At 65.6% G+C, this 12,585-nt stretch carries 14 protein-coding genes; 12 read left to right on the forward strand and 2 right to left on the reverse strand.

All coding sequences use genetic code 11. The annotated features are described in order from the left end of the window. Window positions 1-320: 320 nt before the first annotated feature. The 10 genes from ZF1_RS28725 to ZF1_RS28770 all read left to right on the forward strand — a co-directional run bounded on the left by ZF1_RS28725 (window position 321) and on the right by ZF1_RS28770 (window position 8,695). Window positions 321-1,910 (forward strand): phytoene desaturase family protein, encoded by a 1,590-nt coding sequence (locus ZF1_RS28725; protein WP_482638873.1) that lies wholly within the window; start codon window positions 321-323, stop codon window positions 1,908-1,910. A gap of 30 nt (window positions 1,911-1,940) precedes the next feature. Then, window positions 1,941-2,285 carry a hypothetical protein gene (locus tag ZF1_RS28730; RefSeq protein WP_482638874.1) on the forward strand — a complete coding sequence of 115 codons (345 nt, stop codon included), beginning with the start codon at window positions 1,941-1,943 and terminating at the stop codon, window positions 2,283-2,285. Further along, window positions 2,282-2,854: a hypothetical protein gene (locus ZF1_RS28735; protein ID WP_482638875.1), complete on the forward strand. Its 573-nt coding sequence runs from the start codon at window positions 2,282-2,284 to the stop codon at window positions 2,852-2,854. Before ZF1_RS28730 ends, ZF1_RS28735 begins: the two co-directional genes overlap by 4 nt. Then, complete coding sequence (locus ZF1_RS28740; protein WP_482638876.1) at window positions 2,851-3,180, forward strand: hypothetical protein; 330 nt, start codon at window positions 2,851-2,853, stop codon at window positions 3,178-3,180. Before ZF1_RS28735 ends, ZF1_RS28740 begins: the two co-directional genes overlap by 4 nt. Beyond that, window positions 3,164-3,904, forward strand: a complete 741-nt coding sequence (locus tag ZF1_RS28745) for an SDR family NAD(P)-dependent oxidoreductase (protein WP_482638877.1) — start codon at window positions 3,164-3,166, stop codon at window positions 3,902-3,904. Before ZF1_RS28740 ends, ZF1_RS28745 begins: the two co-directional genes overlap by 17 nt. 84 nt (window positions 3,905-3,988) lie before the next feature. Further along, the gene (locus ZF1_RS28750) at window positions 3,989-4,276 is read left to right on the forward strand and encodes a hypothetical protein (protein WP_482638878.1); all 288 of its coding nucleotides are present in this window, start codon (window positions 3,989-3,991) and stop codon (window positions 4,274-4,276) included. Between the two features lie 47 nt (window positions 4,277-4,323). Continuing rightward, window positions 4,324-5,600 (forward strand): IS3 family transposase gene (locus ZF1_RS28755; RefSeq protein WP_232021061.1). Its coding sequence is split into 2 segments (ribosomal slippage): window positions 4,324-4,612 and window positions 4,612-5,600, totalling 1,278 coding nucleotides; the frame shifts between segments, so codons are not numbered across the junction. Next, on the forward strand, window positions 5,597-6,859 hold the full coding sequence (locus tag ZF1_RS28760) for a pyridoxal phosphate-dependent decarboxylase family protein (RefSeq protein ID WP_482638950.1): 1,263 nt from the start codon (window positions 5,597-5,599) through the stop codon (window positions 6,857-6,859). Before ZF1_RS28755 ends, ZF1_RS28760 begins: the two co-directional genes overlap by 4 nt. Window positions 6,860-6,941: 82 nt before the next feature. Beyond that, window positions 6,942-7,613 carry a B3/B4 domain-containing protein gene (locus tag ZF1_RS28765; RefSeq protein ID WP_482638879.1) on the forward strand — a complete coding sequence of 224 codons (672 nt, stop codon included), beginning with the start codon at window positions 6,942-6,944 and terminating at the stop codon, window positions 7,611-7,613. After that, the gene (locus tag ZF1_RS28770; protein WP_482638880.1) at window positions 7,592-8,695 is read left to right on the forward strand and encodes a pyridoxal-phosphate-dependent aminotransferase family protein; all 1,104 of its coding nucleotides are present in this window, start codon (window positions 7,592-7,594) and stop codon (window positions 8,693-8,695) included. Before ZF1_RS28765 ends, ZF1_RS28770 begins: the two co-directional genes overlap by 22 nt. Before the next feature lie 19 nt (window positions 8,696-8,714). Here ZF1_RS28770 and ZF1_RS28775 read toward each other — a convergent pair whose 3' ends face one another. After that, window positions 8,715-9,167 carry an Lrp/AsnC family transcriptional regulator gene (locus ZF1_RS28775; protein ID WP_482638881.1) on the reverse strand — a complete coding sequence of 151 codons (453 nt, stop codon included), beginning with the start codon at window positions 9,165-9,167 and terminating at the stop codon, window positions 8,715-8,717. Window positions 9,168-9,273: 106 nt separating this feature from the next. Between ZF1_RS28775 and ZF1_RS28780 the strand changes: the two genes are divergently transcribed. Further along, window positions 9,274-10,167, forward strand: coding sequence for a DMT family transporter (locus ZF1_RS28780; protein ID WP_482638882.1), 894 nt, complete (start codon window positions 9,274-9,276; stop codon window positions 10,165-10,167). 156 nt (window positions 10,168-10,323) lie between these two features. Continuing rightward, complete coding sequence (locus ZF1_RS28785; RefSeq protein ID WP_482638883.1) at window positions 10,324-11,259, forward strand: heme oxygenase-like domain-containing protein; 936 nt, start codon at window positions 10,324-10,326, stop codon at window positions 11,257-11,259. A 15-nt stretch (window positions 11,260-11,274) separates the two neighbouring features. Here ZF1_RS28785 and ZF1_RS28790 read toward each other — a convergent pair. Beyond that, window positions 11,275-12,563, reverse strand: a protein-coding gene (locus tag ZF1_RS28790) for an IS3 family transposase (RefSeq protein ID WP_281010833.1) whose coding sequence is annotated in 2 segments (ribosomal slippage) — window positions 11,275-12,209 and window positions 12,209-12,563 — 1,290 coding nt in all. Because the reading frame shifts where the segments join, the coding sequence is not laid out codon by codon here. Window positions 12,564-12,585: the final 22 nt, after the last annotated feature.

The following is a 12,585-nucleotide window of genomic DNA, read 5'->3' on the forward strand; positions in this document are numbered from 1 at the left end:
GTCAGCCCGCGGCCTGGAGTACCGCCCACGCGGCGGGGCTTCGACCGCTCCGTCCTCTCGTAGGCTGGGCAAGACAGCTCGTCACCACAGCAAGGTGACAGCCAATTATCTTTCGTAAAGCTACAAGGGTAGATCGCTTTTCATGTGAAAGGACGGAGTCCTTGCTTGCTGTGTCATGAGACCTTCACTTAGCGCGCATAGATCGCTACCGTGTCAATCACACGATCGGGAACGTCCGAGAGCACAGACGTCTTTCGTTCGGTTCCCCATCCCCGACAGTCTCGTCATTGCCCAACCCCCGAATCCGGATAGCAGATCAGGTGAGCACTGAGTATTTCGACACGGTCATCGTCGGAGCAGGTCACAACGCGCTAGTTTGCGCTGCGTATCTGGCCAGAGCCGGTCAGAAGGTCGCTATCGTGGAGCGGCGCTCGACCGTAGGTGGTGCATGCGTCTCAGAGGAGCTGGTGACCGGCTACCAGTTCTCGACCGCGAGCCTTGTGACGTCGCTCTTCCAGCAATCGATTATCGAGGACCTCAATCTCCCAAGTCATGGGCTAGCCGTTGTGCCCCGCGCTCCCTCGGTTACGTCGCTGCTACCCGATGGATCCCATCTAATGCTGGGTCGCGACCCGGAGTCCGATGCTGCCGAGATCGCAAAGTTCTCGGGTCGCGACGCCGCGCGATACGCCGAATACGGCGACACGATGCACCGGCTGTGGCGTAAGGTGAAGTCGCTGTTCATGGGACCCTCGCGGGAACCTGTGGCATCGAACCCGGAGCAGCTCCGACGTATCCTGCAGCGCGCCGTGGACTTGTCGGACTCTGACCTACGGACTTTGTTCTCGGTGATGTTCGATAGTGCCCGTAACCATCTCGATTCCTGGTTCGAGTCAGAGGCGGTAAAGGCTCCGCTCGCTATCGATGGCGTCACGGGGGTCGCCGCTGGGCCCTCCACTCCGGGTACAGCCTATCTGATGCTGTACCACCACGCCGGGTCCACCGAGCAGGGACGGCCAGCGTGGGGGCATGTCCGCGGGGGAATGGGCGGGCTCACGACAGCACTACGACACTCGGCGGAGTCCTGTGGGGCAACCGTCCTGACCGGGGCCCTGGTCACTGAAATCGTCGTCGACGACGGGAAGGCAGCCGGGATCTGCCTCGAGGATGGCACGATCGTCCGCGCCCACAGTGTGGTCTCTGGAGCCGACCCCCGGCGTACGGTCTCGCTTCTGAAGGACGGCTCAGGGCTGCCGTCCGCATACCGGCACGCAGTCGCCCAGCTCGACTTCCGCGGCATCGCGGCGAAGCTTCATCTGGCCCTCGATCGCCTCCCGCCCATCAGGGGGTTCTCGCAGGAAGAGGCGGTAGCAGGGCCGTATCGTGGGACTCTGCTGATCGCACCGACTCTTGACTATCTCGATGCCGCCTACGAGGACGCTCGGGCTGGACGGCCGTCGAGCAGCCCCCACATCGAGTGCACGACGCCTACGGTCCTGGATCCGAGCCTCGCGCCGCCCGGCAAGCATCTGATGAGCATGTACATCCAGTACACGCCCTACGACCTCGCCGAGGGAAGCTGGAGCGACACGGGGCCGGACTTCGCGGACACGGTGCTGAAGGTCGTCGAGGACCACCTTCCCGGACTCACCGACTCCGTCGCCGATCGCGTCTTCCTCGCTCCTCCGGACTTGGAGCACTCACTTGGGCTAAGCGGCGGAAACCTGTACCACTCGGCCATGTCTCCGGCAGATCTCTTCTTCTCTCGACCTGTTCATGGTTATGCGGACTACACGACACCGATTCGAAACCTCTATCTGTGTGGCTCCGGAACACGCCCCGGAGGTGGGGTCTTCGGCGTGCCTGGCCGCAATGCAGCGAAGCTCCTGATCGATTCGTCGTCATCATGATCTCGCCCCCGCACGGGAGAGGACTTGGATTTGAACGAGAACCAGAGCTCGGAGGTCGACCACGGTCTGATCGCGCCGATATCTGTTCCGGCGAACCACAGAATTCCCGACCCAAGGAGCGGGACGGCGTCACCCGGCGAATACGACCGATACTTCCGGCTCGCGCGAGACGAGGTGGACCTCGCAGAGTGGACGAGAAGCTGCCTCGATATCAACGCGAGGATCACCGACGACCTTGAGTGCACCGGCCTCGACGAGAGCGACAAGCGAGCGATACTGGCCGGCCTCGTCACAGTGCAGGACATTACAATGCACCGCTGGCTCACTACGCATTCGAAACGGCCGCCGCAAACGGATGGAAGAGAGCACGTATGACGACGCCGACACTCACCGATCGGCAACGTCAAGCCGTCCGACGCTGGAAACTTGGCCACCACGCGTTTCATCTGTACCTCCTCGCCATGAACACCGAGCTCCCGCAAGCTCAAGAGCACTTGAGAAGCCATCGGTGGGAGGATCTAGTGGCCACCTTTCGCCGACTCACGGTGCTGTATGACGCAGCCACGGCGAGCATGAAGTATGCGGCGGATTTCGACCCCCGAGAATACGAGTCGTTGATCCGACCGTCGATGTCGCCGCCGTTCTTGAGTCCCGGCTTCTCCGGAGAACAGAACGACGACCACGCGGTGATGCTCGACCTTATGCGGCAGACGCGCGTGGCAGTCAAGGACGTGCTGCGGCACCCAGGACAGGAGCCCGTTCCGCAGGAGGTCCGCGACGCGGCGCAGCACCTGTGGGCCGCGCAGTCCCGGAACCGACGCCATCACATGCTCGTCTGCGACAAGTTCGTCCCAGATGGTGGCTCGCTGCTGAAGGACTACTTCGCATCAGAATCGCCGGCGGAGGACGAATCAGATCCCGAGCGACCCGAAGGAGCTCCATGATCACTGTCATCGAGAGGTGGCACCTCCGGCCAGAGGTCGCCGACCGCGGGCTGGAAGTCATGCAAGAGATGGACGACCTTGTCGGTCCGCCCGCGCACGCCGACCCCGCCTGGTCTGGCCACGCGCAGTTCTTCCGTAGCCACGATGCCAGCAACGAGTTTCTCATGATCTACCCCTGGCGCAGCATCGAGGATCATCTGCAGCTGCGGGAGAGTGAGGAGCCGCTACTGGCTGACTTCTATGGGAAGTACTGTGCCGCGAACCGCGAGATCTCGTACTACGACGAGCTCGCCGTCGAGGTCGATCACGATGATCATGCCCACTGATCCGGAGGACCCGCGGGCTCGGCCGATCGCCCTCGTGACTGGAGCCGGCAAAGGGATCGGCCGCGCCATCGCGGAGCGGTTGGCCCGGGACGGAGCAGAGACTGTCGTCAACTTCGCTCAGGATGAGGAGGCCGCGTCCGGCACGGCAGCTGCGCTCCGTGCCGAAGGCTGCCGAGCGACGGCGATACAGGCCGACGTCACCGACACCGTAGAGGTCGACGGCCTCTTCACACGCATCTCCACCGAGTTCGGTGCCACTCCGTCCATCGTCGTGAACAACGTCGGCGAGTTCAGTCTGAGCGCGGTCCGCGACACCAGCGACGCCCGGTGGCGGCGACTGATCGACAGCAATCTCAACTCTGCCTTCTTCGTCTCCCGTCGGGCGCTGCCCGGCATGCGACAGGCTGGCTACGGAAGAATCGTCTTCATCGGACTATCCCCGGCTCTTGAGATACGTGGTGCACCGAACATCCCTGCCTACGCCGTCGCGAAGACCGGGATCACCGTGCTGACCCGTTGCTTGGCCGCGGAAGAAGCACAGTTCGGAATCACCGTGAACTGCGTGGCGCCCGGGCTGATCGACAACGGTTTCCTCCCGCCTGAGCAAGCGGAGTGGATGAAGGTCCGGGTCCCCGCTGGGCGTCTGGGTACGCCAGAGGAGGTCGCGGATGCGGTCGCTTACGTGGCCTCCGAGCGGGCCGGTACGTCTCTGGCGCGACACTGAGCGTGTCCGGCGGCTGGGAGTGGGACAACCGGCCGGTGTCCCACGACCAAGCGGTCCATGGCCTGTTCCAGGACGATGCGGCCCATGTCTGAGCAAGGCGCCTTCCACGACTGGGCACCCGATGAGTACGAGAGGAACGGACGCCTCGCACTCGCCGAGATCCGGGGGCTGATCGCAGGTGTGCGTTCCCGTCCAGTCTCGTCGGACGCTAGCGCGGACGAAGTGCGGGATGCCTTGTCACGCGCGATCCCGGTCGACGGGGAGCCGTTCGAGTGGGTCCTGCAGGACACGATGGAGTCGGTCGTTCCGCAGCTCATGCACTGGCACCATCCGTCGTTCCACGGCTACTTCAGCAACTCGTCGTCAGGTTGAACCGCCCCGGCGTGTCGGGAGACTTGATCTTCTGAGGAGATGGAGTCATGACACGTCGTTCCCAGCCGCCGTATCCGCCGGAGTTGCGTGAGCGGGCGGTGCGCATGGTCGCCGAGGTCGAGTCGGACTACGACTCGCCGTGGGCGGCGATGAACGCCGTCGCCACCAAGCTCGGGGTCGGCACCGGGGAGACGGTGCGCAAGTGGGTCCGTCAAGCCGAGATCGACGGTGGTGTCCGGCCGGGCACCACCACTGAGGAGTCCGAGGAGGTCAAGCGGCTGCGCCGGGAGGTCGCGGAGCTCAAGCGGGCCAACGAGATCCTCAAGGCTGCTTCGGCTTTCTTCGCGGCCGAGATCGACCGGCCACACAAGCGTTGGTGAGGTTCATCGACCAGCACGCCGCCCGCTCCACGGTGGGACGACGGTGGGGTGTCGCGTCGATCTGCGCCCAGCTCGCCGAGCTGGGCGTGGCGATCGCCCCGTCGACCTACTACGCCGCCCGCGCCGCGGCGTTGAGGGCCCCGAGCAGACAGCAGGTGCGTGACGAGGAACTGACCGCTCAGATCAGCAGGGTGTATGCCGAGAACTATGGCGTCTACGGCGCTCGGAAGGTCTGGATCCAGCTGGGCCGCGAGGGCATCGACGTCGCCCGATGCACGGTCGAGCGGCTGATGCGCGCGGCGGGGCTGGCCGGGGTCCGCCGCGGACGCCGGGTCCGCACCACGATCGACGGTGGTGGGCCGCGGGCCGGTGACCTGGTCGAGCGCCGGTTCGACCGGCCGGCCCCGGACCAGCTCTGGGTTACTGACTTCACCTACGTGCCGACGTGGTCGGGGATGGTCTACGTCGCCTTCGTCATCGATGCCTGTTCGCGGCGGATCCTGGGCTGGCGCGCGGCCACGTCGATGCGTACCGAGCTGGTGCTCGATGCCCTCGAACACGCGGTATGGACTCGCGCCCGACAGGGCCATAAGGACCTGTCCGGGCTGGTCGCACACTCGGATGCGGGGTCGCAATATCGGTCCATCGCCTACACCGAACGACTCGCCGCGGCCGGCGCGGCGCCCTCGGTCGGGTCGGTGGGCGACGCGTATGACAACGCGTTGGCGGAGTCGACGATCGGGCTGTTCAAGACCGAGCTGATCAAGCCGAGAGGTCCGTGGCGCACGGTCGAGCAGGTCGAGATCGCCACCCTCGAGTACGTCGACTGGTTCAACCACCGACGGCTGCACTCCGCTGCCGCGGACCTGCCCCCGGCCGAGCTGGAGGCCGCGCACTACCGTCAACACATCGGCCAGCCCGAGTCAGAGCACTCAACCCGATAGCTCTCCGGACACGCCGGGGCGGTTCAGGTCCTGGGGTCGTCGCAGACCTGATCACCTCGGCCCTGAACGTCAACAGCATGTTGTGGTCGTCGAGCCCCGCTGCCTCCGCGGTGGAGGAGATTGTGCTTGAGTGGATAGCGGAGATGGTCGGCTATCCGCTCGACGCTGAGGGCGTGCTGGTGAACGGTGCCTCTCTCGGCACGCTCTACGCGTTGGCCGCGGCACGGGAAGCCCTCGACGACCTCAGCATCCGCACGCGAGGTATGGCGGGTCGTACCGACCTACCAGCGCTGCGGATCTACACCACGGCCCAGACCCACAGCTCGATCGAGAAGGCCGCCGTCACCCTCGGCATAGGACTGGACAACGTCGTGCGGGTCGCACACGACGACTCTCTGGCCATGGTGCCTGAGGCGCTCGACGAGGCACTACGCGACGACCAGCGGGCTGGGCGTCGTCCGCTGGCGGTCGTTGCGACGGATGGCACCACACCCACCGCGATCTCGGACCCTGTCCCGGCGGTCGCCGATGTGTGCAGGCGGCACGGGGTATGGCTGCACGTCGACGCGGCATATGGCGGCTTGTGGCGGTTGGTGCCGCGGCTACGGGATTCGCTGCCCTCGCTGGCCGCTGCTGATTCGCTGGTCGTGAACCCGCATAAGACCCTGTTCGTCCCGATGGAATGCGGTGTTCTGCTCTGCCGCCGGCGGGATGCGCTCGCCCGTGCGTTCCGGGTTGTGCCGGATTACCTGGCCACCGACGCCGGGGACGGATCGGTCGACTACATGGACCGATCCCTCCAGCTGGGCCGCTCGTTCCGGGCCCTCAAGCTGTGGTGGGTCATCCGATGCTTCGGCCGCACTGGTCTCGTGGCCGGTCTGAGCCAGCTCGATCAGATCGCCACCCGCCTGCGCACCGCGGTGGACGCCCACCCGGACTGGACGCGGACCAACGCCTCCCCGCTGCCACTCGTTTGCCTCCGCTACACCCCTCGGGATGGCGTGGAGTCCGCATCGCCGACAAGAGAAGGTCTCCGCGCGGTTCTTGATGAGCTCAACCTGCGGGTCCTGCGGGATGCGAACTGCTCGGGGTCGACCTACCTGTCGAAGACGACGTTGGACGACGGAGTCAGCCTCCGCGTGTCGATCGGCAACATCCAGACCGAGGAATCGGACATCGACCAGCTCTGGGGCCTTCTGACTATGTACGCAGACAAGGCGGCATCCGACATGTCGAAGCCCACTGAAGTAGCGCGGTAGTACCGAAGAATCGAAGAAGGGATCGAATTTGCCCTCGCGCAGATTTGTCGTTGACGAGTCGATTTTCGACAGCTTCCCCGGGATGCAGATCGCAGTCGTCACCGTGACCGACATGAAGAACTCGGGCGGCAACGACGCTAGTCGAGAGCAGCTCGAGTCATCATGGACGGCGGTACAAAAGCTGTCCGACGAGTACCCCAACTCGCAAAGTGTTCCGCGGGTAGGACTGTGGCGTACGGCTCTGCGCGAGGCCGGGATCAACCCCAAGAAGTACCCGGTGTCGATCGAGGCGATGGTGCGGCGAGCCTTCAAGTCTTCGGAGCCGCTCGTGATCAATCCACTGACGGACCTGATCCACAGCGTGTCACTTGACCACTTGGTGCCCGTTGGTGGTTTCGACCTGGGCCGGCTCCGGGGCGACTTCCGCCTTGCCCGCACGCGGGGCGGGGAGACCTTCCGTGAGCTGGGTACAGACGGCGCCGCGATCCAGGTCGGGGCGGGCGAGATCGCCTACCTCGACGATGAGGGCGTCCAGACCCGGCAGTTCGTGTGGCGCCAGGCCGGCGCGTCACTGATCGTCGGGGACACCACCGATGCGGTCATCGTGGCCGAGGTCCTGGCTGATGTCGGTTCGGATGTGGCCGAGCAGGTCTCCGTCGACCTGAAGGATCGCATCGAAACCGCGCTGCAACGGCCGGTCGATACCGCCGTGCTGGACGGACGGAAGTTGTCGTGCGTGCTCCCCTCCCGGTAGCGAAGCCGACGACCCTCGGAGATCGTTCGGAGCCCATTCTGATGATCCCCGGGCCTTGCGCACTGCACCCTGACGACCTGGGGAGGCTCGCCGAGCAGACCCGGGCGCACTACGGCGAGGAATGGTCGGCCTTCTACTCGGGGTTCCTTGACAATTTGGGCACTCTGCTCGATGCGCACAGCGCCTACATCCTGCCGGGGAGCGGATCCGCGGGGCTCGAGGCAGCGCTCCGGAACCAGTTGGAACCGGGACAGACGGTCGTGGTCCCGGACACGGGGTTCTTCGGTGCAAGGCTCGCTGAGATCGCTGCCGCCCTCGACCTGCGGGTGCGGGTCGTCGAACAAGATCTCGGACAACCGGTGGACGTCGACGAGCTGGACCGGCACCTATCCGGGGCAGATGGCCTCGCTTGTGTACACGTCGAATCGACCACCGGAATCCGGCACCCCATCCGAGAGATGGCCCAGCGTGCGCGGGCACGTGGCCTGATCGTGGTCGTGGACGGCGTGGCCTCGGCCGGTAGCGAACTTGTGCAGCTTCGGGCGGACGGGATCGACGCGTTCGTCAGCGCATCGCAGAAGGGTCTCGGCGGCCCACCCGGGCTAGCCGTGGTCGCCTTCGACGACCTCGGGGCCGAGCGTGCCGCACGTGCCCGTCCCCGGTCCTGGTACTTCGACCTGGGCAGGTGGGCGCGAGCCAGGGCCGAGGATCTCTGGGAACCCCACCCTGTGACGATGCCGACGGCTGTTGTCCGTGCTCTGGCCGAGTCCGTCGGCCGCATCACAACCACCGGCATCGAGAGTTGGGTCGACGGTCGGTGTCGACTCGCCGCGCAGCTTCGCGGCGGACTGCGTGACCTCGGTTTCGAGACGTTCGCGCCCGAAAACACCGCTGCCACCATGATCACCGTAGTGACCGGTTCCGGCGCCGGGGAGCTCGTCGCTCGCGCAGCGCGCGGGGGCATCATGGTGGCCGGCGGGCTCGAACCACTGCCCTCCGCCGCACGCATCGGGTTGGTCGGAGCCACGGCGACGGGTGAGCATGTGACGTCGCTACTCGATACGCTATCCGCCAGTCGGTAGCCCAGCCGTGCAGACTCGCCTACGACCGCGGGGAGGGGACCGGGGACCACGGCTTGGGTGAGGACAACACTAGCGACGTCGCCGGTTTGCCGAGCTCGTTGAGCTGGTCGATGAGCGGCTCCAGGGAGCCGAGGTCTTCAGCGACTACCCGGAGGAAGTGGTCCTCACTCCCGGTGACCCGATGGTCCTCGATGATCGTAGGCTCGTTCCGCGCTAACCGGACGACATTCAGGGACTGAGCACGGCCCGACGTTGTCACGACGATGAACGCCTGGGTGGAGAAGCCGACCGCCGTTGGGTCGACACGGGCACTGTATCCGTTGATCACGCCGAGCCTCTCCAGTCGCCGCACTCGAGCCGCCACAGCCGGTGGGCTCATCTCGATGATGCGTCCCAGCTCGCGGAACCCACGGCGCGCGTCGTCCTGTAGAAGCATCAGCAGCTGACGATCGACGTCATCCAGATCGCTCATGTGAAGCATGATGCCTCAGAGCGCGACCATGTGACAGGTGTTTTGTGCTTGTAGCCTCACAAGAGCTATGTCACGAGCCCAACTGTCGAACTTATGCTAACTCAGGATGAACGCTCGGACCTGGCTACTCTTCGGCGGCGTCTCCGTACTGTGGGGCGTCCCGTACCTTTTCATTGAAATCGCGCTCCGAGAAGGAATCGGCCCGATAACGACAGCCGCGGGACGGGTCGTTCTCGCTGCGGTTGTACTGCTTCCGATGGCGCTGTCCAGCAATACTCGCCAGCTGATCCGACTCCGATTCGGGCGGATCGCCGTACTGGCTGTAGTCGAGGTGGTTATCCCGTTCAGCATGATCTCACTGGGCGGGTTGACGGTGTCCTCGGGACTGTCCGGGATCATCATTGCAACCGAGCCAATCTTCGTTCTGCTCATCATTATGGTGCTGAGCCGGAGGGCCCCGACGAGCGCGGCTGCAGTACTCGGAGTGGCAGTGGGATTCGGCGGAGTGGTTGTGCTCCTCGGCGTCGACGGTTCCGGCCCCGGCGCCGCTCTCGTGCTCGTCGCCTCGGCGTCGTACGCACTCGGAGCGGTGCTGGTCGGACGCTGGTTCTCCGACGTCCCACCGTTGCGAGTCGTCTCGTCCATGATTCTTCTCGCGGCGCCGGTCTTGATAGCGATCGCCGTCAGTGTCGAACCACTCCCGGCGCCGACCTGGACCGGTTTCGGTGCCGTCGCTGCGCTCGGCCTCGCCTGTACGGCCGGAGGCTTCTGGACGTTCTTCACCCTGATCGCTCATGCCGACGCCACCCGGGCAGCCCTCATCACCTACGTCGCCCCGATCGTCGCAGTGGCGGCCGGCGCGCTGCTGCTCGACGAGCAGATCGGTGTCCGCACTGTCTTCGGGATCGCCTTGATCTTCGTTGGCGCTGCTCTTGCCACTCGCCGGACCGAGCAGGCGGCATCGACCGATGTCGTCGTCGAACCGGAACCGAACAGGTGAGGAGGTGAGCCACATGACGATCAAGCCGAAGAAGAAGGTCATCGTCGCAGTCGCCGTGCATCTCTGATGCAGGTCGTGGCTTCCGGGGCGGGCTCAGCCCCCGCCCCGGAAGCCCAGCTCCCGAGTTCGATCCACCGACCCACGCGGGAGGAACACATGGCCCCCCATCTGCCGAGCTTCCCGGTCCTCGCTGGCCCCCCACCCAGGATCAGTGACCACCGAATTGAGCTGAGCCTCGGCCATACCGAGTTCACTGTCGAGCATCCCGACCCCGCCCAGCTCATGGCGTTGCTTGGAGCTCTGGACGGCACACGTGACGTCGAACAGCTCCGCTCCTCCGCCGGCTTCAGCAGCGACGAAGTGACGGACATCTTGAGTCAGCTCGACGCCTCTGGGTTCCTCGACGACAACATCAGCCCCGCTGCCCGTCCGGCAATCGATGTCCTGTTCGAGATCGAAGACGAACTGAACCGCGGCTTCGCCGAACAGGTCGAGACAACGACCTTCTGGCGAGAGCTCACCGAGCGCCCGACGCTTGTGCCAGTGAACGTCTACTACGGAATGGCCATCGAGAACTGGCACTTCCTGTATCGGGAGCACCTGTTCGACTCCGCCGTCCTGTCCTTCCCTGGGGACCACCATGTTCGGGCGATGCTGAACGACTTCTACATCGAGGAACACCGGCACGACGACATCGTGTTGAAGGCATTCACGCCACTGGGGATCACGCCAGAGGACATGCGATCTAGTCGCCCCCTGCCCTCCACCACAGCACTCGTCAACAGCCTCGCATGGTGGGCAAGAACCGATCCTGTCTTCTTCCTCGCGACGATCAGCGTGCTCGAGGGCGGACCCGCCCACGGTGAGGAGGGATCCGACAGCTTCCTGGACGCCTGCACCGAGGCCGGGCTCGATGAGGATTTCGTCGGTCCACTGCGTGAACACGCCCGAATCAACGCCGGTCACGGGCACGGAAGCGTCAGCCGTGAGTTGTTCGACGTGCTACCGGCCGTCACAGCGGCAACGGAAGCTCGGATGCGTGGGCAGTGCTCGCTGTTCAACGAGCTGTACCGGGGCCTTGACCCCGGATAGTGGACACGGGGTGGATTACGCGGCTGCTGGGACGGTAGTTGCGTAGCTCGCCTCGTAGTTGTTCGGGGTCTGGTAGCGGCAGTAGGAGTGTCGCCGTCGGGTGTTGTAGCGGGTCATCCATCGGAACAGTTCTCGGCGGCAGGTCATTTCGTCGGGCCAGAACGGGTTGTCCTGCAACACTTCCCGTTTCAGGGTGGCGTTGAACGACTCGGCCAGGGCGTTGTCGGCGCTGGACCCGACCGCGCCCATGGACTGGCGGACGCCGAGCCGGTCACAGAGCTCGGCGTAGGCGCGGCTGGTGTAGGTCGAGCCGTGGTCGGAGTGGAAGATCGCCCCGGCAAGGCTTGCGCGGTCCGCGGACGCTGCGCGCAGAGCGTCGGCGACGAGCTCGGTGCGCATGTGGTCGGCCAAGGCCCACCCGGCCAGCCGCCGGGAGTAGCAGTCGATCACGGTGGCCAGGTAGAGATTGCGCCCGTCGGCCAGCGGCAGGTAGGTGATGTCACCGACGTAGACGGTGTTCGGGGCGGCGGCGGTGAAGTCGCGTCCGAGCAGGTCGGGCACCGGGCTCTGGGCGGGCTCGGGGATGGTGGTGCGCACCCGGCGGCGTCGGCGGTAGCCGGTGATGCCGTACTCGCGCATGACGCGGGCGACGCGCTTGTGGTTCACCCGCTGCTCGGGTGCGACCCCGTCGTTGAGCTCAGCGGTGATCCGTGGCCGTCCGCAGGTGCGGTCGCCCTCGTGCACGACACGGATCCGCTCGGCCAGGGCGATGTCGGCCGCTTCGCGTTGCGCCCGCGCGGGCGCAGCCGCGAGCCAGGCGTAGAACGAGGAGCGCCGCACATCGAGCAGGGCGCACAGCCGCTTCACCGTCCAGCCCGCACGGGGCCTGGAGGTGGTCTCACGGTGGTCGGCGACGAACTGGAAGCGGGTCACCAGCGCGTCTCCCCGGCGAAATACTTGGCCGCCTGGCGGAGGATCTCCCGCTCGGTCTCGAGCTTGGTCTTCTCCGCCCGCAACGCCTTGTTCTCGGCCTCGAGACGGGCCAGGCGCTGCTCGGGTGTCTCATCGCGGCCCGGGGCCGCCGCGCGGTTCGGTGTCCGGTCACGGCCCGATCGCGGGTCTCGGGTCGTGGTGCCGTCCGCGGTGGTGCGGGTGCCGCTGCCGTGCCGGTCGAGCCACAAGCGCAGCGTCGTGCGCTCAATCCCCAGGTCAGCGGCGATGCCCTTCACCGTCGCCCCGGGCGTGGACTCGTACAACTCGACGGCCTGCCGACGGAACTCGTCGGAGTAGTTCTTGCGGGCCATGGTCAGACATCATCTCGCTTTC

The organism is Pseudonocardia sp. ZF1, from assembly GCF_056835605.1.

Excerpts from the sequence above, each read along its gene's own strand:
- ZF1_RS28735 (WP_482638875.1), top strand. The coding sequence starts at position 2,282 with ATGACGACGCCGACACTCACCGATCGGCAACGTCAAGCCGTCCGACGC.
- ZF1_RS28740 (WP_482638876.1), top strand. The coding sequence starts at position 2,851 with ATGATCACTGTCATCGAGAGGTGGCACCTCCGGCCAGAGGTCGCCGAC.
- ZF1_RS28745 (WP_482638877.1), top strand. The coding sequence starts at position 3,164 with ATGATCATGCCCACTGATCCGGAGGACCCGCGGGCTCGGCCGATCGCC.
- ZF1_RS28750 (WP_482638878.1), top strand. The coding sequence starts at position 3,989 with ATGTCTGAGCAAGGCGCCTTCCACGACTGGGCACCCGATGAGTACGAG.
- ZF1_RS28765 (WP_482638879.1), top strand. The coding sequence starts at position 6,942 with ATGCAGATCGCAGTCGTCACCGTGACCGACATGAAGAACTCGGGCGGC.
- ZF1_RS28775 (WP_482638881.1), bottom strand. The coding sequence starts at position 9,167 with ATGAGCGATCTGGATGACGTCGATCGTCAGCTGCTGATGCTTCTACAG.
- ZF1_RS28780 (WP_482638882.1), top strand. The coding sequence starts at position 9,274 with ATGAACGCTCGGACCTGGCTACTCTTCGGCGGCGTCTCCGTACTGTGG.
- ZF1_RS28785 (WP_482638883.1), top strand. The coding sequence starts at position 10,324 with ATGGCCCCCCATCTGCCGAGCTTCCCGGTCCTCGCTGGCCCCCCACCC.